Raw genomic sequence first — 24,439 nt, forward strand, 5'->3', positions numbered from 1 at the left:
GCGACCGTCGGCACTCATTCGATCCCCAGCTTGGCAAAGGCATCGAGCGTCCAGGGCACCATCTTCTCGTTATGCGCGCGGGCCTTCTCCTGGAAGGCCGTGTCCTCCAGCGCCGCGATGCCGGCGGCCTGCGCCGCCAGGTTCACGTTGAAGGGGCCGCGCACCCGGTTGAGGATGTCGATCAGATAGGCCGAGCCATAGCACCAGCCGAGCCGCAGGCCGGCCAGCGCATAAAGCTTGGAGAAGGTACGCAGCATGATGACGTTCTGCGCGCCTTCCACAATGTCGATGCCGGCGGAATAATCGTTCTTGCTGACGAACTCGGCATAGGCCGCGTCCAGCACCAGCACGATGTTCTCCGGCAGCCTTGCGTGCAGGCTGCGGATTTCCTCGATTGAGTTATAGCTGCCGGTCGGGTTGTTCGGGTTCGCCAGGAACACGATCCTCGTGCGCTCCGTCACCTTTTCCAGGATCGCGTCGATATCGACCTTGAAGTCCTTCTCCGGCGCCATCACCGGGGTTGCCCCCAGCGACTGGGTGGTGATCGGGAACATGCGGAAGCCGTACTGGGTGTAGATCACCTCGTCGCCAACACCGGCGAAGGCCTTCACGATGACCTCGATCAGCTCGTCCGAGCCATTGCCGCAGATGACGCGCGCCTCATCGAGGCCGTGCTTCTTCGCGATGGCATGGGCGAGGGTGCCGGAACCGCCCTCGGGATATCGGTGCAGGTTTCCCGCCATCGCCTTATAGGCCTCGACAGCCTTCGGGCTGGGGCCGAGCGCGCCTTCGTTCGCCGACAGCTTGATGACGCGCTGCTGCGTCGTCTTGCCGTGCGTGGCGACGTAGGGCTTCAGGGTAAGGACACCGGGACGCGGCTGAGGCAGCGACATGGGACACCTGATGGTTGCTGGTTGAGGTAACGAACGGGACGTAAGGAAAGAAAATCTCTAGGCGCGAAGGTGCGTATCAGCCCCTATAGGGCGCCGCGTAGCAGCCGAGATGGTAATATCGATGGAGGGAGGCAGGCAGGGAAAGGCTGGCGTCAGGCGAGAGGAAGCGGTCGATCTCGACCAGTCGCCATCGCCCGTCCTGCGTATTGGCGGCGGCCAGCACACGGCCTTCGCCGCCAAGGGCGGCCAGAAGCGCGCCCTCATCCGCATCGCCCAGCACGGCCAGCAGCGTGCAATCGTCGCCGGTCTCCTCCGCGTCCAGGCGGGCCAGGGCAAAGGCATCGCCGCCCTGCGAATCGCGGCGGTTCGGCGTGTCGAACAGCGGCAGCCGGGCGACCGCGCGGAGGCCGTCCTGCTTCGTGAGAGCCAGCCACCAGGGCGACGCCTCACCCTCCCGCGGCGCCGGAACCACGGCAACCGACAGATCGCCGGCGGCTAGGGCACCGACCAGCGCCTCCGTGCTGTCCTGCTCGCTCATGGCGATGTAGCTGCCGAAATGGTCGCGCGCCAGGTTCCACAGCTCGCCCGCCTTGTCGGCGAAGATACCGACCGAGAAGCTGCCCTGCAGCGCCAGCGAAGCACCCATGATCTCTTGCCAGACACGCACCAGTGCCGCATCCGGGCAGCTGCCATTATGCCGGCTGACCAGCGCCCGCAGCAGCTGCGCCTGCCGGCCCGGCCGCCAGTTGTTGGCGCTCTGCTGGCTGCGCTTCAGCGCCGCGACACGGCCCGTCACCTCGAACCGGCGCATCAGCAGCGTGTGCATCTCGCGGTCGAGCGCATCGATCTCGCGGCGCAGCGATTCCAGCTCGTTCTGGTCGATGGTCGGGGCGGTGACGGTCATTATAACTCGCGGGGCGACTCACAGGGTGATAGGGCTGCTTGCGACAAGCGGCTAGATTTAGTCCGCAGCTTACCCAAAATCAAAGAAAACATTGACAGAGAGTGCCGGCGGTCCGTAGCAATCGGCACTTTTGTTTCGCAAGGCTCGCGGGTGCAGCGGATCATGGCCAACGCCACCAATGCCGAAACTTCCCCTGATACGCTGGCCGGTCCGGTCAGCGCCGAGGGCCGCGCCTTGCCGGGGCACAGCTTCGTCATCGGTCCTGACGCACCGCTGAAGCTGGAGTGCGGCGTCGATCTCGCCCCCGTCACCATCGCCTACCAGAGCTATGGCACGCTGAACGCCGACCGGTCCAACGCGGTGTTGGTCTGCCATGCGCTGACCGGGGACCAGTTCTGTGCCGAGCCGCATCCGGTGACCGGCAAGGAAGGCTGGTGGACCAGCATGATCGGGCCGGGCAAGCCGCTCGACCCCGCGCGCCATTTCATCATCTGCTCCAACGTGCTGGGCGGTTGCATGGGTTCGACCGGCCCGGCCTCCATCGATCCGGCGACCGGCAAGGCCTATGGCCTGACCCTGCCGGTCATCACCGTGGGCGACATGGTGCGCGCGCAGGCCCGGCTGATCGACCATCTGGGCATCGATACGCTGTTCTGCGTCATCGGCGGCTCGATGGGCGCGATGCAGGTGCTGGAATGGACGTCGAGCTATTCGGAGCGGGTGTTCTGCGCCATCCCGATTGCCGGTGCGGCGCGTCATTCGGCGCAGAATATCGCCTTCCACGAGGTCGGCCGGCAGGCGATCATCGCCGACCCCGACTGGCGCGGCGGCGACTATACCAGCCATCAGGTGAAGCCGGTCCGTGGGCTGGCGGTGGCGCGCATGGCGGCGCACATCACCTACCTGTCGGAACCGGCGCTGCACCGCAAGTTCGGCCGCAATCTGCAGGACCGGCAGGCCATCACCTACGGCTTCGATGCCGATTTCCAGGTGGAGAGTTATCTGCGCTACCAGGGCTCCAGCTTCGTGGACCGGTTCGACGCCAACTCCTACCTCTACCTGACCCGGGCGATGGATTATTTCGATCTCGCCTATGAGCATGGCGGCGTGCTGGGCAACGCCTTCAAGAACACGAAGACACGCTTCTGCATCGTCTCCTTCACCTCCGACTGGCTGTTCCCGACGGCGGAGAGCCGCGCCGTGGTGCACGCGCTGAACGCGGTGGCCGCCAATGTCAGCTTCTGCGAAATCGAGAGCGACAAGGGCCATGACGCCTTCCTGCTGGACGAGCCCGAGATGTTCGCCGTGCTGGGCGGCTTCCTGAAGGGCTGCGCCGAGCATAGAGGTTTAGCATGATGCAGGCGCCCGCCCGGACCGCGCCCCTGCGCGTCGATCTGCAACTTATCGCCGACATGGTGGTGCCGCACAGCCGCGTGCTGGATATCGGCTGCGGCGATGGAGATCTGCTGGATTTCCTGTGGCGCGAGAAGCAGGTGGATGGTCGCGGCATCGAGATCAGCCAGGCCGGCGTGAATGCCTGCGTGACGCGCGGCCTGTCGGTGATCCAGGGCAATGCCGATACTGACCTTGCTGACTATCCGGCCGGCATCTTCGACTATGCGATCCTCAGCCAGACGCTGCAGGCGACCTACAATCCCCGGCATGTGCTGTCGGAGCTGGTGCGCATCGGCAAGCATGCCATCGTCTCCTTCCCGAATTTCGGGCACTGGCGGGTGCGCCGCCACCTGCTGACGCATGGCCGCATGCCGGTGACCGGTGCGCTGTCGCATGCCTGGTTCGACACGCCGAACATCCATCTGTGCACCATCGGCGATTTCGTTGAGCTGTGCGGGGACCTCGGCATCCGCATCGAACGCGGGCTGGCGCTCGATATCGGCGGCCGTCCGCTGCCCGGCATCTCCGGCACCGGCTGGCGCGCCAACCTGTTCGGCGAGCAGGGGCTTTTCCTGCTCAGCAAGGAAGGCTGAGGGCTTCTTCCCTATCGTTACGATTCCCGGCTTGGTGTATAGGCTTATTCAGGGATTCGTTTTCTCAGGGGGGCGATCATGCCGGCACCAAGCGAAGGCACAACAAGCGCGACAGTTGCGTTCAGCGACGATTACCGCATAAACAGCCTGCTCGAAGGGCCGGTCTGGGGCAGCGGCACAAGCACCGGCACGATCACCATCAGCTACTCCTTTCCGTTTTCGAACCAGGCGGCCTATTGGTCAACCAGTACCAATGGGGGCTACGGGCCTGCCACCGGGGCTGACTCGCCTTGGGATGCCGAATTCGCGGAGCTGAACGACCAGCAGAAAGCCGCCGTGCGTGACGCGCTGGAATTGTGGGGCAATGTTGCCAACATCGCGTTCGTAGAGGTCACCGAGACCACCAGCAATGTCGGCACGCTGCGCTTCGCCTTTACCAGCTACGAAATGGAAAACTCGGCCGCCTACGCCTACCTGCCGAGTGATGCGCCGATTGGCGGTGATGTCTGGATCAGTTCCAACGATGTGACGAGCACCGAATGGTCGCCGGGCAGCTTCAATTTCCAGACGCTGGTGCATGAGATCGGCCATGCGCTGGGGCTGAAGCATCCCTTCGACGATAGTGGCAGCGGCACGGTGCTGGCGGCGGGGGAGGATTATTACGGCAATAGCGTAATGTCCTACAGTGCCTGGAATGGCGATCAGAGCAGCCAGATCGATTTCGAAGCCACGACGCCGATGTATTACGACATTCTGGCGATCCAGTATCTCTACGGCGCGAACACGTCGTTCAATGCTGGCGCCACGACCTACAGCTATGCGGCGGGTCAGAATTATTACGAAACCATCTGGGATGGCGGCGGGACGGATACCATCGTCTTCACCGGGACCAGTGCGGCGGTCATCGATCTGCGCGCCGGTGCATGGAGCGAACTTGGCAGCCCACTGACAATTTATACCGGGGAGGGCGATCAGCTTTCCCAGCGTGAAACCGTTCGGATCGCGGAAGGCGTTCTGATCGAAAACGCGACCGGCGGCAGCGGCAACGACACCATCACCGGCAATGATGCCGGCAATGTCATCATCGGCGGGGCGGGCAGCGATTCCATCGTCGCCGGGCTGGGCAGCGACTATATCGACGTGACCGGCGGCGGGAACAATTACGTGAATGGCGGCAACCAGGGCGACACCATCCTGGGCGGTGCCGGCAATGACGAGCTGCGCGCCGGCAAGGGCCTCGATTCCATCGATGGCGGGGCCGGCAACGACACGATCTATGCCGGTCTTGGCACCGACACCATGATCGGCGGCAGCGGCTCGGACGTGTTCGTCGTGCGCGGCTTTGATTCACGCTATCCCGGCGCCAACCTACGTCCGCGCATCGAGGATTTCGAGGACGGGATCGACCGCATCGCCGTGCAGAATGTGACGCTGGCTGAGGTCGAGACAGCGCTGGCCGGCCAGCAGGCAATCGACGGCGGGGTGCAGTTCACGATTACCGGTGCGACCGTCACCGTGCTGGGCGTCTCGGCACTCGACACAGGCGATTTCCTGGCAGGCAACCTGTTCGTGTGATTACTGTTTCTGTGAAGCGATCCTTGCCTTTCTGTCACCCCCGGGCTTGACCCGGGGGTCCAGGGGCGGCGCTTTGCCTGAAGTGTTTCAGTCCGTGGCTCTGGATTGCCGGGTCAAGCCCGGCAATGACATATCTGTAAGCGAGCGGCACTGATTCCTGGTCGGAACATACCCCCGCCTTGTTGTCTCCTGCGGCCAGTCCGCCTATGTTGGGGGTAATCCCCCATCAAGGTTGCGAACATGCCCACGGAAAAGCACACGAAGCTCCTCATCATCGGGTCCGGCCCGGCCGGATACACCGCTGCCATCTATGCCGCGCGCGCCAATATCAGCCCGATCATGGTGCAGGGGCTGCAGCCGGGCGGGCAGCTGACCATCACCACGGATGTGGAGAATTATCCGGGTTTCGCTGACGTCATCCAGGGCCCCTGGCTGATGGAGCAGATGGAGGCGCAGGCGCGCCATGTCGGCACCGAGATCATCTTCGACATCATCACCGATGTGGATTTCAGCCGCCGGCCATTCCGCGCCACGGCGGATTCCGGCGATGTCTATTTCGCCGAGACGCTGGTGATCGCGACCGGCGCGCAGGCGCGCTGGCTGGGGCTTGAGTCGGAGAAGAAGTTCCAGGGCGGCGGCGTGTCCGCCTGTGCCACCTGCGACGGCTTCTTCTTCCGCGGCAAGGAGGTCGCCATCGTCGGCGGCGGCAATACGGCGGTGGAGGAGGCGATCTACCTCACCAACCATGCCAGCAAGGTGACGCTGATCCATCGCCGCGATTCCTTGCGCGCCGAGAAGATCATGCAGGACCGGCTGTTCCGCAATCCCAAGGTCGAGGTGATCTGGAACCACACGGTGGAGGAGGTGCTGGGCACCGAGAATCCGAACCAGGTGACCGGCCTGCGCCTGAAGAGCACGGTGGACGGGACCGAACGCACGCTTTCCGCCGACGGCTTCTTCGTCGCCATCGGCCATGATCCGGCGACCAGCCTGTTCAAGGGCAAGCTGGACATGGATTCTGAAGGCTATATCATCACCCGGCCTGATTCGACGGCAACCAGCATTCCCGGCGTGTTCGCGGCGGGCGATGTGAAGGACAAGGTGTTCCGCCAGGCCGTGACAGCGGCCGGGATGGGATGCATGGCGGCGCTGGAGGCGGAACGCTTCCTGGCGGCCCATGAAGACGGTTCCGTCGAACCGGCAGCCACCGTGGCCGCGCAATAGCCAAAAGCGCGCGCGGCCATCCCGCCAACCCCTTGGGGCGCAACGGATTCTGTTGCGTTCCTGTAATCAGGTCGTCATCATCCGATTATGGATTGGGATAAACTGCGCGTCTTCCACGCGGTAGCGGAAGCCGGCAGCTTCACGCATGCCGGAGAAACACTGAATTTGAGCCAGTCGGCCGTCAGCCGCCAGATCAGCGGGCTGGAGGAGCGGCTGCGCGTGCCGCTGTTCCACCGCCATGCGCGCGGCCTGATCCTGACCGAGCAGGGCGAGATCCTCTACCGCACCACGCGGGAGATCTTCTCCAAGCTGGCGATGACCGAGGCGATGCTGGCGGAGGGGCGGGAGAAGCCCAAGGGCCCGCTGAAGATCACCACCACGGTGGCCTTCGGCTCGACCTGGCTGACGCCGAACATCAAGAGCTTCATCGACGCCTATCCGGAAATCGCCGTCACCCTGCTGGTGGACGATAACGAGCTGGACCTTTCGATGCGCGAGGCCGATGTGGCGATCCGCATGGCGCCGCCGCGCCAGCCGGACCTGATCCAGCGGCACCTGATGAACATCCATTTCCACCTCTACGCCGCCCCGGCCTATCTGGAGCAGTTCGGTGAGCCGAAAACGGCGGCGGAGCTGGGCAAGCACCGGCTGATCATCTATGGCGAGCGCAGCCAGCTGCCCTTCCCGGATGCCAACTGGCTGCTGCATCTGACGCGGCGCGAGAGCGGCGTGGCAACCCTGCCGGCGCTGACGGTGAACAATTACTACGCGATCTACCGCGCCTGCCTGACCGGCATCGGCATCGCAGCATTGCCGGACTACATGGTGCGCGACGATACCGAGCTGAAGCAGGTGCTGCCGGAGGTCGAGGGGCCGCAGGTGCCGGCCTATTTCGTCTATCCGGAGGAGCTGCGCAATTCCAAGCGCATCACCGTGCTGCGCGAATTCCTGCTGCAGAACGTCGCCAACCAGCAATTCTAACATCGCGGAAAGTCGCAAAAGGGCGGGAACGGAACGCCGATCCCGCCGTTTTCCTTTTCAGATGCCGGTGACGCGGTATCGCCTGCCTCAGGTTTGGAAGCATTTCGTATTAATGTTTTTGCAACACTTAAGGCAGGGTCATGCGTGCATTGCATGACGGGAGTGACAATTTATGCATGGAATTTCGGCACCCGAGAGCATAAATCTTAGTCACTTCGATGTTGCGTTGCAGCATCAGGGTTCTCCGGAACCCGCGTCTCCCAGACGTGAAGCCTCCCTGTTCAACTTGCCGGCAATCTCCTGATTGCCGGCATTTTTTTTGTCTGATCGTCAGGTTGCGGGCCAAATGGCGGCAGCATGCTATGCTTGGTGATCGATGACTATCGGGCCGATTATGCAGGGGCAGGCAGCATGAAGAAAAGATGCCCGCACAATGACGGTTATAAGCCGGAGAAACTGCCACAGGGGATTTCTGCCAACCGCCATAGAACTTCAGCGCTTGCCTATGCAGATGCGGCTAAAAAGCTATTCGACTCTGAAGAAAACAACCTTCGGCAGCCCGCATATTTTGCTATTTCGCATGCAGTCGAATTATTCCTGAAGGCTTATTTGCTCGCAAAAGGCATTGAAGCAAATGTCTTGGCGACTAAGATGCGGCATTGTCTTGAGTGTCTATGGGTTGAAGCAAAGGAAAATGGCCTGATTGTTCCTGGCTACGATATGCCAGTGCTAATGCATCATCTAAATGAATACAGCATAATATTTCGTTATCCAGATATACAGATATTAGAGGCGTTAAGCTCTAAGGACTTGATGGAATTGGTTGCCGTTTTGGATAGGGCGACAAAATCAGCTATTTTCAAGGCCTACTTAAAAGAACTTGGGCCAAATAAACCCTATGGAATCACTTTCTTTTCTCATGGGGGCCGAGAAGGTAGCGAGCCATAGGATTTATAATAGTGATTGAGGTCAAATTCCGATCTTTCCCTTGTCATTGCCGGGCTTGACCCGGCAATCCAGGGGCGGCGCTTTGCTTGTATCGTTTCGGCCTGTGGCCCCTGGACCCCCGGGTCAAGCCCGGGGGTGACAAAAGCATTGGTTGGTTGACGTCAAAATTGAATGGCGGCGGATCTGCCAAGACCGGCCTTGGCGCCTTCCTCTCACGCCGCAATCGCGTCCGGCACGAAGAAGGAATCGGCGTCGAAGCGCGTGCCGGCGCGCAGGCAGAAGATTGGGCGCAGCAGCTTCTCGCTCACCACTTCCTCGCCGGTATTGTCGGACAGGCGGAAGCGGCCGGTCTCCATCTTCAGCACGCTGATATCGGCCTCGCGGCCCGGCTGCAGCGTGCCCAGGCTGTCCTCCATGCGCAGCATCGTCGCCGGATTGGCCGTCACCATCGCCACCACCTGTTCGAGCGACAGGCCCAGATGCAGCAGTTCCGTCATGGCGATGGTCAGGTTGAAGGGGGCGACGCCGAAGAACGGGTTGCTGGTGCGGTCGCTATCCTCGTTCGAGTTCGGTACCTGCACGTTATAGCCATGCATGTCCGCACCCAGCGTGAAGGGCACCACGCCGGCCTCCAGCACCTTGCGCGCGGCGGCGAAGCTGAAATGCGAGCCATGGCCGACATCGACGCGCACGCCGCAATTATTTACCGCCTCCAGCAGAATCGGATGCACCTCGCCGCTCTCCGAGACGAAGCCGCCCGGATGCCGCGTGAAGGGGTGGGCCAGGATGTCACCCGGCTGCATGATCGGCACCAGCTCGCGGATCAGCTCGTCCGGGTCAGGGATGGGGGCTGAGTCAGCGGTCGGCCAGAGCTGGCCCAGATGGATGTAGAGCGGCAGGTCCAGCCGGCTGGAAATCTGCTTGCCCAGCTTGATGACCTCGATGCCCCAGCGCGACTGGCCGCCGATTTCGGCATGCGCCTTGATGCCCTTCACCAGGTCCGGGTTCTGCTGTGCTACCCGCACCGTATGCTCGACATTCACGCCGTTCGGGCCATAGAGATCGGGGTAGAGATGGCCTTCCAGCCCACCCACCAGATAGGCGGAGATGAAGCACAGCACACGGCTGGCCGCCGGCTCCGACACATAATGGCGGAAGCCGCCGATGGTCATGCAGCTGGGGCCGCCCTGGTCGATCAGCGTGGTCACGCCGGAGCGCACGCCGACCATGTCCGGGTTCAGGCCGAACTTGCCGGTGACATGCTGATAGACATGGGCGTGGGTGTCGATCATGCCGGGCAGCACCAGCAGGCCGGCGGCGTTGATCTTCTCCTTCGCGCGGGCCTGCGACAGGTCAGGGGCGATGGCGGCGATCTTGCCGCCCTGCACGGCAATGTCGAAGCGGCCGTTGCGGCCGGCGGCGGGGTCGATCACCGTGCCGTTCAGGATCAGCGTGTCGTACACCGGCTGCTCGCTCATCGAAATCTCCTCGCTGGCTGCGGGCGAAGGCACGGGGGGCAGGCCTTTCTGATGGCCCGGTCAGCCGGCGCTTCGGAAAAAAGTTGTAATACGGATCGTTGTACTTAAACTCTTTCTCAAAAGCTGTGCTAGCAGTCCTGTGCTGTCAAGGCGAAACAGCGCGTAAAAAAAGTGTTAGGGACAGGGATGCGGCAACTGCCGCGCCAGGCCGGATGGATCGATTCTGGATTGGGGCCGAAAGGGGGCCGCGATGGGGACGGAGTCCGGGAAGAGCGGGATCGGAAAAGGCATCGGCGCGCGGCTGCCGCGGCGCGAGGATGACCGTTTCCTGCGCGGGCGTGGGCGCTATGTCGGCGACATGAAGCTGCCCGGCATGCTGGAAATGGCCTTCCTGCGCAGCCCGCTGGCGCATGCCCGCATCCGCCGCATCGACAAGCCTGAAGACGGCGCCCAGCACATCTATACCGTTGCCGATCTGATCGGCGTGAAGGGCATGCGCGCCGATTCCGGCCTGCCCGGTTTCCGGGGATCGGTGCAGCCGATCCTGGCGGAGGGCAAGGTACGCCATGTCGGCGAGCCGATTGCCGCCTGCCTGGCCGAGACGCGCGCGCTGGCCGAGGATCTGGCGGAGCTGGTCGAGGTGGATTTCGAGGAGCTTCCGGCGGTCCACGACATGACCAGGGCGTGCGATGCCGACGCGCCGCTGCTGCACGAGCACTGGGACCGCAATGCCTTCCTTGAATCCGCCGTCGATATCGGCTTCGAGGCAGCGGTGAAGGATGCCGCCGCCGTGGTCACGCGGCGCTACCGCACCGCGCGGCAATGCATGGCGCCGCTGGAAGGGCGCGGCGTGCTGGCGGTCTGGGACCGCAATCTGGAGATGCTGACGCTGCATTCGGCGACGCAGATGCCGCATGTGGTGCGCACCGGCCTCGCCGAATGTCTGGGCCTCGATCAGGGGCAGGTGCGCATCGTCGCCCCCGATGTCGGTGGCGGCTTCGGCTACAAGGGGATCCTGCTGGCGGAGGAGGTGTGCGCCGGCTATCTGGCGATGAAACTGGACCGGCCGATCCGCTGGCTGGAGGACCGCCGCGAACATCTGACCGGCAATGCCAATTGCCGCGAACATTCCTACGAGATCACCGGATATGCCGCCGCCGATGGCGAGCTGCTGGCGGTCGATTGCAAGGCTATCGTCGATTCCGGCGCCTATTCGATCTATCCCTTCTCGGCCTGCCTGGAGGCGGCGCAGGTGCCCAGCATCCTGCCCGGCCCCTACCAGATGCGCGGCTTCCGCTGCACCACCATGGCGGCGGCGACCAACAAGCCGCCGATTCTGCCGTTCCGCGGCGTGGCGCGCACCGGCGTGTGCTTCGCGCTGGAACTCACGCTGGATGGCCTTGCGCGCGAGCTGGGCATCAGCCAGGAGGAGATCCGGCGGCGCAATCTGGTACGGCCGGACCAGATGCCCTTCACCAACATCACCAACAAATATTTCGACAGCGGCGACTATCCCGAAGCGCTGCGCCGCGCGGTGGAGGCCATCGACATTCCCGCCGTGCGCAAGCGCCAGGCAGAGGCCGCCGGCAACACGCGCATCGGCCTCGGCTTCGCGCTGTTCTGCGAGCAGGGGGCGCATGGCACCTCGGTCTATCATGGCTGGGGCATTCCGATGGTGCCGGGCTTCGAGCAGGCGACGGCGCGCCTCACCCCCGATGGCGGGCTGGAGCTGCGCGTCGGCGTGCACAGCCACGGGCAGGGGCTGGAAACCACGCTGGCGCAGATCGCCCATGACGAGATCGGAGTCGATCCGGCGAAGGTGAAGGTCGTACATGGCGATACCGCCTACACGCCCTATTCGACCGGCACCTGGGGGTCGCGCTGTGCCGTCATGGCCGGCGGCGCCACCGGCACCGCCTGCGCCGCGCTGGGCGAGCGAATGCGCAAGATCGCCGCGCACCTGATGCAGGCAAAGCCGGAGGATGTGGTGCTGGCGGACGGATTCGCGCGCGCCGGGTCAAGCCAGATTTCCATTGAGGAGGTGGCGGCGACCTGGTACCGCAAGCCGCAATTGCTGCCCGACGATGTCGATCCGCGCGGGCTGGAGGCGACGGAGGGCTACAAGACGGTGCGCGACACCGGCACCTTCTCCTATGCCTGCCACGCCGTGGTGGTCAGCGTCGACCTTTCGCTCGGCCATATCCAGCTGCTGGATTATGTGATCGTCGAGGATGCCGGCACCATGCTGAACCCGATGATCGTGGACGGCCAGGTCTATGGCGGCACGGTCCAGGGCATCGGCACCGCCTTGTTCGAAGAGATGCCGTTCGACGCGGCCGGCCAGCCGCTGGCCTCCACCCTGGCGGATTACCATTTGCCGGTGGCGGCCGACATCCCGCCGATTCGCATCCTGCATATGGAAACCCCGTCGCCGATCAGCCGCTTCGGCCAGAAGGGCATCGGCGAGAGCGGCGCCATCGGCCCGCCAGCGGCCATTGCGAACGCCGTGAATGACGCGCTGGCCCCGCTGGGTGCTGCCGTGAACGAAATTCCGCTGACGCCGGAGCGTGTGCTGCGCGCGCTGGCCGAGGCGCAGCCGAAGATGGCCGCCGAATGAAGCCCGCCCGGTTCGACTACCTGTCCGCCGCCGACCTCGCCGGCACGCTCTCGCTGCTGGCGGAAGGCGCCAAGCCGATGGCCGGCAACCAGTCGCTGGGGCCGATGCTGAATCTGCGGCTCGCCCGTCCGGGCCATCTGGCCGATATCGCCCTGCTGCCGGAGCTGCGCGCGGTTGAGGAGACGCCAGAAGCCGTCGTGCTGGGCGCGGCGATCACTCATGCCGAGATCGAGGATGGCGAGGTGCCGGACCCGAGCGGCGGCTGGCTTCGCGCGGCGGCGGCGAATATCGCCCACCGCGCGGTGCGCAATCGCGGCACCATCGGCGGCAGCCTCGCTCATGCCGACCCCGCCGCCGACTGGCCCATCGTGCTGACCGGGCTGGGCGCCAGCGTTCGTCTGGCTGGCCCGGCAGGAACGCGCGAGATGCCGATGGCGGATTTCCTGACCGGGCCGTTCTCGACCGCGCTGAAACCCGACGAGCTGCTGACTGCGATCATCCTGCCGCGCCCGTCGAAGGGGGCACGGTGGGGCTACTGGAAATTCTGCCGCCAGGTCGGGGAATTCGCCAAGGCCAGTGCGGCCGTACTGATCGACCAGGACGGGCTGGGCCTGCGCTGCGCCGTCGGCGCGCTGGGCCGCCAGCCATTGTTGCTGGACGATCCGGCGGCGCTGATCGAGGGGCGGACGAGTCCGATGGAAGCATTGGCCAAGGCACTGCCGGACCGCGCGCCAGCGGAACTGACGCTGCATGCCACGGCGCTGACCCGCGCGCTTGCCCAGGCGAAAGGCGAGAAGTGAGATGAGCCTGCAAGAAATCACCCTGACGCTGAATGGCGAGACGGTCACGAAACCAGCGGAGCCGCGCACCCATCTCGCCGATTTCCTGCGCGAAGAGCATCTGCTGACCGGCACCCATCTGGGCTGCGAGCAGGGCGTGTGCGGCGCCTGCACGCTCTATGTCGATGGAAGGCCGGTGCGGTCCTGCATTACCTTCGCCACATCCTGCGATGGCGCTGATGTGCGCAGCATCGAAGGGTTCGAGGCCGATCCGCTGATGGCGCGGCTGCGGGCAGCCTTCACGGCGCACCACGCGCTGCAATGCGGCTATTGCACGCCGGGCATGCTGGCCACCGCCTACGATATCGTGCGCCGCCTGCCCAATGCCGACGAGACTCGCATCCGCCAGGAATTGTCCGGGAATATCTGCCGCTGCACCGGCTATGCCGGCATCGTCGAGGCGATCCGCGACGTGCTGGCCAATGATCCGCCGCAGGCTGCGCTCCAGCCTTTGGCGCGCCAGCGCCGCACTGCGACGGGTAGCGCGGTCGCCCCGACAACGGCCCCGTCCGATGAAGCTGCTGCCGATCTTCCACCGCTGGACGAGGCGGCGCTGGCCGATGGGGTGGAATTGTCACGCGAGATCGCGCTGGACGCCCCTGCCGGCAATGTCTGGGCGGTTATGAGCGATATTCCCGCCGTGGTCGCCTGCATTCCCGGTGCTTCGCTGGATGGAGCTGTGGAGGACGGCATCGTGCGCGGCCGCTGTGTGGTCGCGCTGGGGCCGATGCGGGCCAGCTTCGCCGGCACGGCAAAGGTGACGCTGGACGCGGCGGCGCAGGCCGGCACCGTGGCCGGCAGCGGCCGTGACCGGCTCAGCCGCTCCAGCCTGGACGGGGTGCTGCGTTTCGCGCTGACAGCGGAGGGGGAAGCCGCCGCCCGCCTGAAGCTCTCCATGCGCTACCGGTTGAAAGGGCCGCTGGCGCAGTTCGGTAGGCCGGCGCTGGTGGCGGAAATCGCCGACCGCATCCTGTCTGAGGTGGCGGCCAACATCGCCGCGCGCGCCAGCGGACAGGCCGCGCCAGAGGAGTCAAAGCCGCTGAACGGGCTGGCGCTTTTGGTCGCGGCGGTGAAACGCCTCTTGCGGCTGGGCTGATCCGTGACCGATGGTGTGGGCCCGATCACCCATAGGGCAGGAAGCAACATGACTGTCGCCAAGACAGCGCGGACGGAGGAGTCCGCCACCCCGACCGATATTCAGCAGCCCGGCTGGCGCGGTGGCGCGCTGCAGCGCCGCCCCGGATTCCTGATCCGCCGGCTGCACCAGATTCACACCGCGCTGTTCCTGCAGGAATGCGGCGAGGAGAAGATCACCCCGATCATGTATTCGGTGCTCTCCGCTCTGTCGCAGACCGGCCCGGTGGATCAGACCACGTTGGCGAAGGCGGTGGCCATCGATAAGACCAACATGGCCGACATCCTGGAACGGCTGCGCAAGCGCGGGCTGATCCGCCGCCGCACCTCGACCAAGGACCGGCGCGTGCGGCTGACCGGCCTGACCGACGAGGGCAGGGCGCTTCTCGACCGCATCGACGACAAGGCCGAACGCGCGCATCAGCGCACGCTGGAGGATCTGCCGCCGGCGGAGCAGGCGCAGCTTGTCGATCTGATGACGCGGCTGGTTGAGGCCAAGGATTCCGCCACCGAGCCCACCGGTGACGGAGACGCCGCCACCGACTGATCCACCCCAACCCAAGAGGCAGATGTGACCGGTTCGTCCCCAGCTACCCAGGAATCCCATGCAAGGCTTCTGGCCGTCGAACCGGTGCTGTCCCGCATCGCCCCCTTGCGCGATCTGGTCTCCGACCTGCCGCCGGCGACGCTGTTCCATGCCGGCCCGCCCTTCACACCCGGCAGGAAGCTGCCGGCACCGGTCCTGAACAGCGTGCTGGCCGCGATCCAGCATGAAGGCTGGGCGGATACGACGAAGGAAGCACAGGCGGCGCTGGAGTCTGGCGCGATCAGCCTGGCGCCGGCGCAGGATATCGGCCTCGTTACGCCGCTGGCCTTTGTCGTTGGCCCGTCCATGTACTGCCTCGCCGTTACGGACGCGGCCAACCCGAAGACGATGCGCCTGTCGCCGCTGAATGACGGGCCACTGCCGGACTGCCTGCGCTTCGGCACCGGGCGGGCCGCCGGCCTTGATCTGTTGCGGGGTCTGACCGGCGGCATCGGTGCCGACCTTGCCGTCAACCTGAAGCCATCGCCGCTGCTGCCGGTACTGGCGGCCGGGCTGAAGGGCGGGGATGATCTGCATGGCAGGGTCAGTGCCGCGCAGGAATCGGTGCGCGGCTTCTTTGGGCCGGCGCTCTCAGTGGAGAGCGCGGCCTATCTGGTGAAGGCCAACCAGTTCGTGCTGAACGTGATCATGGCGGCGACTGCGCTGATGATCGGCGCGGGCGCTGGCGTGCCGGGCAGCAGCATGGTGGTGGCCAGCGGCGGCAATGGCATCGACCATGGCTACAAGCTGGCCTCGGAACCGGAGCGCTGGATCATCCGGCCGGCAAACCGCCCCATCGGCCCGAAGATGCAGGAAAGTGCGGAGGCGCTGCCCGCCATCGGCGACAGCGCGGTGATCGATGCCGCCGGCTTCGGCGCCGCCTGCCTGCGTTTCGCGCCCGATCTCGCCGGGCTGAAGGGCCATGTGGACGATGCCTATTTCACCGAGGCCGCGCATGATGCCTTCATCGGCCCGCACCCGGCGCTACCCTTCCCGGGGCTGAAGCTGGGGCTGGACCTTGCCCGGTCGCGCGCCTGCCTCGGCATCATGCTCGGCATGGTCGGGGCCAGCGGGACGGAGGGGCTGGTCGGGCGCGGCGTGGCACCCTGGCCAGCCGGCTAGGGGCCGGTAGGCTAGCTGAGCGGCACCAGCGGATCGGGCAGCAGGACCACCCCCTCATGCAGTTTCGTCGCATAGCGCTTCAGCGGCGGCAATTTCCAGCCGGAACCGCAGACCCCGTCGCTGAGCCGAAAGCGCGCGCGGTGATGCGGGCATTCGATCCAGCCCTTGACGATCTGCCCTTGCGCCAGCCGGGCGAACTGGTGCGGGCAGGAGCCCTGCAGTGCCAGCACCTCGCCGCCCTCGCGCAGCAGCAGCACGAGCTGCCGGGCGATCAGCACATCCTTCGCCACGCCATCCTCCAGCGCCTCCAGCCGCGCCGCAACCTGCCAGCCTGCCGGCACTTGCATCGACTTTTCACCTCTTCCGGAAAACCATCATGAGCATCCCGCCCGAGCAGGACGATTACGTCAAGCCGACCACCGGTTTCTGGCAGGAAATCCTGCCAGCAGATGATCCGGCAGGGCAGGTGGTTGCGCCTTACCGCTATGGCTATCCGGCGCTATTGCCGGATGGGCGCATCTTGGTGCTGCCGCTGCGCCGGCTGCCGGATGGCGGCCGGGCCGTTGCCTCACTGATCGCCAATCAGGCCAGCTTCGCGGTGACCGAGGTGCTGGCCGGCCACATGGCGGACAAGGCGCGCGCCATCGGGGCTGATCTGGTCATCGGTGTGCCGACGCTGGGGCTGGTCTTCGCACCCACCGTGGCGCGGCTTCTGGGCCACCCCAATTTCGTGCCGCTCGGCTATTCGCGGAAATTCTGGTACCGCGACGAATTGTCGGAGCCGGTGCATTCGATCACCAGCCCCGGCGGCCGCAAATCCGTCTTCATCGACCCCAACATGCTGCCGCGCCTGAAGGGCCGGCGGGTCGCGGTGGTGGATGATGCGGTGTCCAGCGGCACCACGCTGCTGTCGGTACTGTCGCTGCTGGAACGGCTGGACTGCACGATTGCCGGGATTGTTGTGGCGATGAAGCAGGGCGTGGCCTGGCGCGCCCGTCTGAACGAGCGCGACCCGGCCCTTGCCGGCATGGTGCACAGTGCCTTTTCCGCCCCGGTGTTCGAGCGGGTGGAGGGCGGCTGGGCGCCCATCCCCGGCACGCTGGCAGAGTAGGCCTAGCCTAGACCCGGCCGGCCTTGGCGGCCTGCTGGATGTCCTTGCTCTGATAGCGGCTCCACATATCGGTGAGGAACTGCAGCGAGCGCGGATCGAGGTCGATGCGCGGCACCGGATCGTCGTCCCAGTGATTATGGCGGTCCTCGCCGCGCACCTTCAGCGCCGTGCGCCGGCCCAGGGTCGAGGCGACATGCGCGCCGATATAGAAGAAGGCGAGCCCGATCCGGCGGTCGCCGGTGAAATTGCCCAGGCTGCCATGGGCGGTGCGCACATGGTGGATGGAGAATTCGCCGGGCTCCAGCTCCAGATAGGCAGCCTTGTCGTCGTCCAGCCCGTGGATGGTCTGGCCGCGCGCAAGCAGGTTCTGCGGATCGTAGGGCTCTTCATGCTCATTCTGGGGGCCGAGATGGGAGCCGGGCAGCACGCGCAGGCAGCCATTCGCCTTGTTGCTGGGCGTGAAGGCCAGCCAGACCGTTACCGAATCGTTCGGTTCCAGCCCGTAATAGGCGGAATCCTGATGCCAGGACACGAACTTGCTGCTCTTCGCCGCCTTCGCGAACATGGAGGAGCCGAACAGCAATATGTCCGGCCCCAGCAGGGATTCCACCGCATCCAGGATCAGCGGGTGGCGTGCGAGATCGGTCATCCAGGGCGATACCAGATGCGCCTTGATCTTCATGCGGACATTGCAGTCCTCGCCGAGCGCTTCCTCAAAGGCCTCGATGCGGGCGCGGCAGTCCGCAGCGTGGGCCGCGGAGATGGCGCGCTTCTTCACGAAATACCCCTGAGTATTGAAATGCTCGACTTCGGCTTCGGTCAGTTTGCCGGACATGATCGTTTCCTTTCCGGCGCTCAGTTCAGCTTCATCTTGGCTGAGGCGATGTCGGCGGGGGCAAGAACCACCGGCTTGCCATCCTGGATCTGGATGATCGGCAGGTTGCGGTTATCGTTCAGCCCGTCGGCGCGGAACTTTATCGGCCCGTAGAAGGTCTTGATGTCGATCTCGCTGAGCGCCTTGCGCACGGCCTCGCGGTCCAGCGTGCCGGCCTTCTCGATGGCTTTCTGCAGCACGATCAGCGCAGCGGCGGAGGAGGCATGGACATAGTCGGGCTCCTGCCCGGAGGCCTTGACCACGGCGTCGTAGAAGGCCTTGGTCGAACCGAACACATCATCGCCTTCATAGACGGCGGAATAGTGCCACCAGGAGGCACTGGTCACATTCTCCGCCAGCGGGCCCAGCGTCTCGGCATATTCCTTGTAGGCGGGGCCGGTGATCATGGTCACGATCGGCGCCTTCACGCCCAGATCGTTCATCTGCTTGGTTACCAGGATCAAATCGGCGGTGTAGCCGGTGACGTAGATCCAGTCGGGCGCGGCCGACTTCATGCTGGTCAGCGCCGTGGCATGGTCCATGGTGCCGACGGGATACAGCTCGTTATAGGCGACTTTCAGCCCGGCCTTCTCCGCCCCCTTGGCCATCAGGCTGGCCATGATCTTCGGGAACACGTCATCGCGGCCCAGGATGGCGATGCTCTTCAGGTCCGGCTTGGTCTGCTTGAACAGCGACAGCATGCCGTCGATCAGCCCGCTGGACGGGGCGAGCGTGCCGAACAGGTATTTGAAGCCCTGGTCGTGCACCGGCTCGGACGAGGCGACGGCGATAATCGGCACGCCATAGCGCTCGGCGACGGCGGCGGTGATCTTGGTGTGGCCCGACCCGAAGGGTGCCGTCAGGAAATCCACCTTGTCGTCGGTGATCAGCTTCTCGGCGAGCTGCCCGGCGCGCTTGCCGTCGGTCTGGTAGTCATAGGTCACGAGTTCGACCGGCAGCTTCTTGCCGCCGACCTGGATGCCGCCGGCGGCATTCACGCGCTCCAGCCACAGATCGTAGGCCAGCTTCTGCTTGCTGCCCTCGGCGGCCAGCGCGCCGGTCAGCGCCAGCGGCGATCCGATGCGGATGGTGTCCGCGGCCATGGCAGCACCGGCAAGCGCAACGGTCAGGGCGCCTGTCAGGGCAAGAGTGCGGAAGAGGGCGGCGCCCCTGCGGATCGGGTGTGCTGCGCGTGCGTGCATCGTGCGTGCCTTTCTCCAGAGTGGCCGCGGAATCGCGGTAGGGAGAAATCAGCAATATGCATGCCAAATTATTCAATTAGAGAATATGTAGTAATTACAACAGTTATATGCGCCATGACATTATTTTCAGCGCATCTGGAGCAGGCTGGCCGCCGCGAAAATCGGCAGCGGCCGCCCAGGAAAAGGGCAGGCGCTTCACATGCCCATATAGGCTTCGCGGATCTTCGGGTTCTCGCCCAGTTCTGCCGTGGTGCCGGCCATCGAGACCCTGCCGGTTTCGATGACGAAGGCGTGGCGGGCGATCTCGAAGGCGGTCAGCACGTCCTGCTCGACCAGCAGGATGGTGAGGCCGGTACGGTTGATCTCGATCAGCGCCTCGCCCAGCTTCTCGACCAGCCGGGGGGCGAGGCCGAGCGACAGCTCGTCGATCATCAGCAGCTTCGGGCGCGACAGCAATCCCCGGCCGATGGCGCACATCTGCTGCTCACCACCGGACAGGGTGGTGGCGTCCTGCTTGCGGCGCTCCTTCAGGATCGGGAACATGTCATAGACGAAGTTTAGGTCCGACTCGATCTCCGGCCGGTCGCGCCGCAGATAGGCGCCGAGCAGAAGATTGTCCTGCACGGTCAGCCCCTTGAACAGGCGCCTGCCCTCCGGCACATGGGCAACGCCGCGCGTCAGGATGCCGTCGGGGGCGAGGCCGCCGATCTCCTCCCCGTCCAGCTTGATGCTGCCGCCGCGCGGCTTCAGCAGGCCCGAGATGGTGCGCAGCAGGGTGGTCTTGCCGGCGCCGTTGGAGCCCACGATGCAGGTGATGCCGCCGCGTTCGACAGCGCCCGAGATGTCCCACAGCACCTGCACGTCGCCATAGCCGGACTGCAGCTTGTCGATGGTCAGGAAGGCGTCAGCCATTGCTTGCCCCTTCGGCGATCGGTGTTGCGAAGCGCGCGGCGAACTTGGCGCCCAGATAGGCCTCCACCACACGCGGATCATTGACGACAGCCTGCGGATCGCCCTGTGCGATCAGTTCGCCATGATGCAGCACCAGGATACGCTGGGAGATCGACAGCACCACCTTCATCAGATGCTCGATCAGGATGATGGTGATGCCGCGTGCGGCGATCTTGCGGATCAGCTCCAGCGCGCCGTCGATCTCCGCCGCGTTCAGCCCGGCATTCACCTCGTCCAGCAGCAGCACCTTGGGTTTCATGGCCAGGCTCTTGGCCAGTTCCAGCCGCTTGCGGTTGGGCAGGCTCAGCAGCGCCGCCGGCTGCTCCGCGACATGATCCAGCCCGACAAAGGCCAGCTCGTCGCGGGCGGCCTGCATCGCCTCCGCCATGCCGCCGCGCCCGCCGCCGAACAGCGACCCGGCGGCGACATTCTCCAGAACGCTCATCTCCGGAAAGGGCTGGACGATCTGGAAAGTGCGGGCGAGGCCGCGCCGGGCCGCCTGGAAGGGTTTCTGCCGGCTGACATCGGTGCCGGCGAACACCACCTTGCCGGAGGTCAGCGGATGCACCCCGGTGATCAGGTTCACCAGCGTTGTCTTGCCGGCACCGTTCGGGCCGATCAGCCCGACGATCTCGCCTTCCTGCAAGGTGAAGGAGACATCGTTCACGGCATGGATGCCGCCAAAGGCCTTGGAGACATTCTCCAGACGCAGGATCTCGGTCATGCCGCCCCTCCCTGCTTGGCCGGGATGCCGATGCGGCGCAGCAGCTTGCGGTAGTCCAGCTTCAGGAAGCCGCCCGGCAGGAAGAAGATCAGGAACACGATGATGCCGCCCAGGATGGCACGGTTCCATTCCAGGAAGTTCGCCCAGAAGAACTCCTCCAGCAGCACGAACAGGCCGGCCCCGACGACCGGGCCGAACACAGTGCCGGCGCCACCCAGCAGCACCATCACCGGCACCTTCACGGTGAGCAGGATGGAGAAGCTGTCGGTCGGGTCGATATAGCCGACCCAGGAGGCGTAGATCGCCCCCACCGTGCCGCAGAACAGGGCGGACAGCGCATAGCCCATGATCTTGTAGCGCGTGGTGTCGATGCCCACCATGTCGGCAGCATCCTCATTCTGGTTGATGCAGCGCAGTCCGAAGCCCAGCCGCGCGCGGTCCACCAGCACGGTCGCCACGAAGGCGGCCAGCATGACCGCCAGCATGACGTACAGCACGGTGGCCGCCACCCGGTCCGGCCCGCCGGAGAGCAGCGGCACGTTCAGCCCGTCGCCGCCGCCGGTCAGGCTGCCCCAGGAGGAGATGACGAGGCGCACCACCTCGACCACCGCGATGGAGCCGATGGCGAAGTAATGGCCCTTCAGGCGCAGGATGATCGCGCCCAGCGCCACGGCGAAGGCGGTGACGAAGATCGTTGCCAGCGTCCAGGCCAGCACCAGCGGCACGCCGTTGCGCTGCGCCAGCGCGCCGACATAGCAGCCCAGCCCGAAGAAGGCGGCGGTGGAAAAGGAGGGATAGCCGGCAAAGCCGCCGATGAAGTTCCAGGACAGCGCCATCGCCGAGTACATCGCCACCGTGATGGCGATGCGCACGGTGTAGTTGTCGGCGAACAGCGGCGTGGCCGCCAGCAGCACGATCCAGGCCGCCAGCAGAGCGTAGCGCAAGCGAGAGCCGGTCATCATTCGTACCCCTTCACGCCGACCAGGCCGGTCGGGCGGACGATCAGCAGCACCAGCATGATCACGAAGCCCAGCGTGATGGCGTGCTGCGGGCCGATCAGATAGCCGGCGAAGCTCTCGATGATGCCGAGCGCGATGCCGCCGACCAGCGCGCCGGGCACGCTGCCCAGCCCGCCGATGACGCAGATCACGAAGGCCTTGCCGAGGAAGGCGCCGGTCAGGTTCGTTGTCACCGGGAACACCATGGCGAAGACCGCGCCGGCGGCGCCGGCCATCAGCGCGCCGATGCCGAAGGTGATGGCGTAGATGCGGTTCACCTGGATGCCCATCAGTGCGGCGGCCTGGCGGTCCATGCGCACGGCGACGATGGCGCGGCCGATGCGCGAGCCGCGCATGACGAGATACAGGATGCCGGTCAGCACGAAGGCCAGCGCCATGCCCAGCAGCCGGTCCATCGGCATGACCACGCCCAGCACCTCGGCGCTGCCCAGATCCAGCGTCACGCGGCGCGGCGTGGCGGTGAAGAACACCGTCATCAGGTTATAGAGGATCATGTCGAGGCCGAAGGTCAGCGTCAGCGTCGTCAGCACCGGCGCCGTCACCACCTTGTTGATGAACAGGTACTGCAGCGCGAAACCCACGCCATAGAGGATGAGGGCGACGACGGGCAGCGCCAGCACCGGGTCGATCTTCAGGTGGAACCAGGCGAAGAAGGTCAGATAGCCGCCCAGGATGATGAAGGAGCCGTGCAGCATGTTGATAACATTCAGCACGCCCCAGACCAGCGAGAAGCCGACGGCGATGCAGGCGTAGAGCGCCCCCAGCACGATGCCGTTGACGAGTATTTGCATGAAATCCACGGCCGGGTTCCCTTTTTGCGGCGCCGGACGGACAAGGAGGGAACCGGGGGAGAGCCTCCCCCGGTCAGGACGAAAGATCGCTTACTTCACTGCGATCATGTCGGCATTGGCGATGCCAGCCGGGTACAGGACCTTGATGTCCGTGCCCTGCACCTGGATCACCGGCATCTCGCGGCCCTGGTTCATGCCGTTGGCGCCGAACTTGATCGGGCCGTAGAAGGTCAGCATGTCGGTCGCGGCCAGCGCGTCGCGCACCTTCGCCTTGTCGGTGGAGCCGGCCTTCTGCACCGCGTTCACCAGCACGTCGGCGGCCGCCGCGCAGGAGGCGTGGACATAGTCCGGGTCGGTCTTGAAGGCGGCGGTGAAGTCCTTGTAGAAGCCCGCCGTGGTGTCCCACACGCCGGTGGCGCCGGTATAGGCGGTGGCATGGTGCCACCAGGTCGAGCTGGTGACGCCGTTGGCGAGATCGCCCAGGCCCTCGGTGAACTCACGGTAGGCCGGGCCGGTGACCATGGTGATGATCGGCGCCTCGATGCCCAGATCCTTCATCTGCTTGCGGCCCAGGATCAGGTCCTGGGTGTAGCCGGTCATGTAGATCCAGTCCGGCGAGGCGGCCTTGATCGCCGACATGGCGGCGGAATGGTCCATCGTGCCGACGGCATAGAGCTCGTTATAGACGACCTTCAAGCCGGCGGATTCGGCGGACTTCGCCATCGCGGTCGCCATCGATTTCGGGAACACGTCGTCGCGGCCATAGACGGCGATCTTCGCGGTGGAAGGCATCTTCTGCTTGAACAGGGCGGCCATCGCCTCGGTCATGCCGCTGTTCGGCGCCAGCGTGCCGAACAGGTACTTGAAGCCCTGGTCATAGACCGATTCCGAAGAGGCGACGCAGGCCAGCAGCGGCACCTGATAGCGTTCCGCCACGGCGGCGACGATCTTGGTATGGCCGGAGCCGAACGGCGCCATCAGCACATCCACCTTGTCGTCGGTCACCAGCTTCTCGGCCAGCTGGCCGGCGCGCTTGCCGTCGGTCTGGTAGTCGTACTTCACCAGCTCGACCTTCATGGTCTTGCCGCCGACCTTGATGCCGCCGGCCGCGTTGACCTTGTCGAGCCAGAGCTGCCAGACGCCTTCCTGCTTCTTGCCCTCATCGGCCAGGCCGCCGGTCAGCGCCAGCGGCGCGCCGATGCGCAGCACGTCGGCCGCATATGCGGCGGAAGGAAGGCTGGCGGTCGAGACGAGAGCGACGGCTGCCGCCGCGACGAAGGCTGTGTCCTTGAATTTCCCAAACATGTTGCGACCCCTAGCGTTTGCCATGGTTGTTGCGGTCGGCCGCACGCCAGGGCGCTGCTTTGCCCGGCAGGGTGGGGGACGCCCTGTCCGTCCCGTGCCTGTCCGGCGCTTGCCCTGGCATAGCCGAATATGAATCACCGCAAGCCTCATGCCAAAAGCAGTAACCCCAATAG

General features: G+C 65.1%; 23 protein-coding genes. 12 read left to right on the forward strand and 11 right to left on the reverse strand.

Annotated features, from left to right (window positions below; genetic code table 11):
• Window positions 1-14 precede the first annotated feature (14 nt).
• Together MK313_RS03635 and MK313_RS03640 are read right to left on the reverse strand one after the other, a co-directional pair.
• Window positions 15-893 (reverse strand): pyridoxal phosphate-dependent aminotransferase, encoded by an 879-nt coding sequence (locus tag MK313_RS03635; protein ID WP_287780152.1) that lies wholly within the window; start codon window positions 891-893, stop codon window positions 15-17.
• A gap of 76 nt (window positions 894-969) precedes the next feature.
• Window positions 970-1,797, reverse strand: a complete 828-nt coding sequence (locus MK313_RS03640) for a chorismate mutase (protein ID WP_287780153.1) — start codon at window positions 1,795-1,797, stop codon at window positions 970-972.
• 162 nt (window positions 1,798-1,959) lie between these two features.
• Between MK313_RS03640 and metX the strand changes: the two genes are divergently transcribed.
• The 6 genes from metX to MK313_RS03670 all read left to right on the forward strand — a co-directional run bounded on the left by metX (window position 1,960) and on the right by MK313_RS03670 (window position 8,513).
• The gene (metX, locus tag MK313_RS03645; protein ID WP_287780154.1) at window positions 1,960-3,153 is read left to right on the forward strand and encodes a homoserine O-acetyltransferase MetX; all 1,194 of its coding nucleotides are present in this window, start codon (window positions 1,960-1,962) and stop codon (window positions 3,151-3,153) included.
• Window positions 3,153-3,785 (forward strand): methionine biosynthesis protein MetW, encoded by a 633-nt coding sequence (gene metW / locus MK313_RS03650; RefSeq protein WP_287780202.1) that lies wholly within the window; start codon window positions 3,153-3,155, stop codon window positions 3,783-3,785. Before metX ends, metW begins: the two co-directional genes overlap by 1 nt.
• Window positions 3,786-3,863: 78 nt before the next feature.
• Window positions 3,864-5,360 (forward strand): M10 family metallopeptidase, encoded by a 1,497-nt coding sequence (locus MK313_RS03655; protein ID WP_287780155.1) that lies wholly within the window; start codon window positions 3,864-3,866, stop codon window positions 5,358-5,360.
• 240 nt (window positions 5,361-5,600) lie between these two features.
• On the forward strand, window positions 5,601-6,584 hold the full coding sequence (gene trxB / locus MK313_RS03660) for a thioredoxin-disulfide reductase (RefSeq protein ID WP_008942829.1): 984 nt from the start codon (window positions 5,601-5,603) through the stop codon (window positions 6,582-6,584).
• A gap of 87 nt (window positions 6,585-6,671) precedes the next feature.
• Entirely contained in the window at window positions 6,672-7,565 is an 894-nt protein-coding gene (locus MK313_RS03665) for a LysR family transcriptional regulator (protein ID WP_008942828.1), read from the forward strand.
• Window positions 7,566-7,934: 369 nt separating this feature from the next.
• On the forward strand, window positions 7,935-8,513 hold the full coding sequence (locus tag MK313_RS03670; protein WP_287780156.1) for a HEPN domain-containing protein: 579 nt from the start codon (window positions 7,935-7,937) through the stop codon (window positions 8,511-8,513).
• A gap of 212 nt (window positions 8,514-8,725) precedes the next feature.
• Here MK313_RS03670 and MK313_RS03675 read toward each other — a convergent pair whose 3' ends face one another.
• Entirely contained in the window at window positions 8,726-9,991 is a 1,266-nt protein-coding gene (locus MK313_RS03675; RefSeq protein ID WP_287780157.1) for an amidohydrolase/deacetylase family metallohydrolase, read from the reverse strand.
• Window positions 9,992-10,241: 250 nt separating this feature from the next.
• On the opposite strand from MK313_RS03675, the gene MK313_RS03680 reads away from it, so the two are divergent.
• Genes MK313_RS03680 through MK313_RS03700 form a run of 5 tightly spaced genes read left to right on the forward strand, consistent with a single transcriptional unit; the run spans window position 10,242 to window position 16,289 of the window.
• Window positions 10,242-12,608 carry a xanthine dehydrogenase family protein molybdopterin-binding subunit gene (locus MK313_RS03680; protein ID WP_287780158.1) on the forward strand — a complete coding sequence of 789 codons (2,367 nt, stop codon included), beginning with the start codon at window positions 10,242-10,244 and terminating at the stop codon, window positions 12,606-12,608.
• Window positions 12,605-13,408, forward strand: coding sequence for an FAD binding domain-containing protein (locus tag MK313_RS03685; RefSeq protein ID WP_008942824.1), 804 nt, complete (start codon window positions 12,605-12,607; stop codon window positions 13,406-13,408). The genes MK313_RS03680 and MK313_RS03685 overlap by 4 nt, the downstream gene beginning before the upstream one ends.
• Window position 13,409: 1 nt before the next feature.
• Window positions 13,410-14,543, forward strand: coding sequence for a xanthine dehydrogenase family Fe-S subunit (locus tag MK313_RS03690; RefSeq protein ID WP_008942823.1), 1,134 nt, complete (start codon window positions 13,410-13,412; stop codon window positions 14,541-14,543).
• A gap of 48 nt (window positions 14,544-14,591) precedes the next feature.
• Window positions 14,592-15,128, forward strand: coding sequence for a MarR family winged helix-turn-helix transcriptional regulator (locus MK313_RS03695; protein ID WP_008942822.1), 537 nt, complete (start codon window positions 14,592-14,594; stop codon window positions 15,126-15,128).
• Window positions 15,129-15,152: 24 nt separating this feature from the next.
• On the forward strand, window positions 15,153-16,289 hold the full coding sequence (locus MK313_RS03700; RefSeq protein WP_287780159.1) for a DUF1116 domain-containing protein: 1,137 nt from the start codon (window positions 15,153-15,155) through the stop codon (window positions 16,287-16,289).
• An 11-nt stretch (window positions 16,290-16,300) separates the two neighbouring features.
• Here MK313_RS03700 and MK313_RS03705 read toward each other — a convergent pair whose 3' ends face one another.
• Complete coding sequence (locus MK313_RS03705) at window positions 16,301-16,636, reverse strand: Rieske (2Fe-2S) protein (RefSeq protein WP_008942820.1); 336 nt, start codon at window positions 16,634-16,636, stop codon at window positions 16,301-16,303.
• A gap of 29 nt (window positions 16,637-16,665) precedes the next feature.
• On the opposite strand from MK313_RS03705, the gene MK313_RS03710 reads away from it, so the two are divergent.
• Entirely contained in the window at window positions 16,666-17,400 is a 735-nt protein-coding gene (locus MK313_RS03710; protein ID WP_008942819.1) for a phosphoribosyltransferase, read from the forward strand.
• Between the two features lie 7 nt (window positions 17,401-17,407).
• Here the strand turns inward: MK313_RS03710 and MK313_RS03715 are convergent, their stop codons facing one another.
• The 7 genes from MK313_RS03715 to MK313_RS03745 all read right to left on the reverse strand — a co-directional run bounded on the left by MK313_RS03715 (window position 17,408) and on the right by MK313_RS03745 (window position 24,266).
• Window positions 17,408-18,235, reverse strand: coding sequence for a phytanoyl-CoA dioxygenase family protein (locus MK313_RS03715; RefSeq protein ID WP_287780160.1), 828 nt, complete (start codon window positions 18,233-18,235; stop codon window positions 17,408-17,410).
• A 20-nt stretch (window positions 18,236-18,255) separates the two neighbouring features.
• Window positions 18,256-19,377: an amino acid ABC transporter substrate-binding protein gene (locus tag MK313_RS03720; RefSeq protein ID WP_244922187.1), complete on the reverse strand. Its 1,122-nt coding sequence runs from the start codon at window positions 19,375-19,377 to the stop codon at window positions 18,256-18,258.
• 294 nt (window positions 19,378-19,671) lie between these two features.
• Window positions 19,672-20,388, reverse strand: coding sequence for an ABC transporter ATP-binding protein (locus MK313_RS03725; RefSeq protein ID WP_287780161.1), 717 nt, complete (start codon window positions 20,386-20,388; stop codon window positions 19,672-19,674).
• Window positions 20,381-21,151 carry an ABC transporter ATP-binding protein gene (locus tag MK313_RS03730; protein ID WP_287780162.1) on the reverse strand — a complete coding sequence of 257 codons (771 nt, stop codon included), beginning with the start codon at window positions 21,149-21,151 and terminating at the stop codon, window positions 20,381-20,383. Before MK313_RS03730 ends, MK313_RS03725 begins: the two co-directional genes overlap by 8 nt.
• Entirely contained in the window at window positions 21,148-22,113 is a 966-nt protein-coding gene (locus MK313_RS03735; RefSeq protein ID WP_121216839.1) for a branched-chain amino acid ABC transporter permease, read from the reverse strand. Before MK313_RS03735 ends, MK313_RS03730 begins: the two co-directional genes overlap by 4 nt.
• The gene (locus MK313_RS03740; RefSeq protein ID WP_040706158.1) at window positions 22,110-22,961 is read right to left on the reverse strand and encodes a branched-chain amino acid ABC transporter permease; all 852 of its coding nucleotides are present in this window, start codon (window positions 22,959-22,961) and stop codon (window positions 22,110-22,112) included. The genes MK313_RS03735 and MK313_RS03740 overlap by 4 nt, the downstream gene beginning before the upstream one ends.
• A 90-nt stretch (window positions 22,962-23,051) precedes the next feature.
• Window positions 23,052-24,266 (reverse strand): amino acid ABC transporter substrate-binding protein, encoded by a 1,215-nt coding sequence (locus MK313_RS03745; RefSeq protein ID WP_287780163.1) that lies wholly within the window; start codon window positions 24,264-24,266, stop codon window positions 23,052-23,054.
• Window positions 24,267-24,439 lie beyond the last annotated feature (173 nt).

The sequence above is a fragment of the Oceanibaculum sp. genome (assembly GCF_022449305.1).
GTDB lineage: Bacteria > Pseudomonadota > Alphaproteobacteria > Oceanibaculales > Oceanibaculaceae > Oceanibaculum > Oceanibaculum indicum.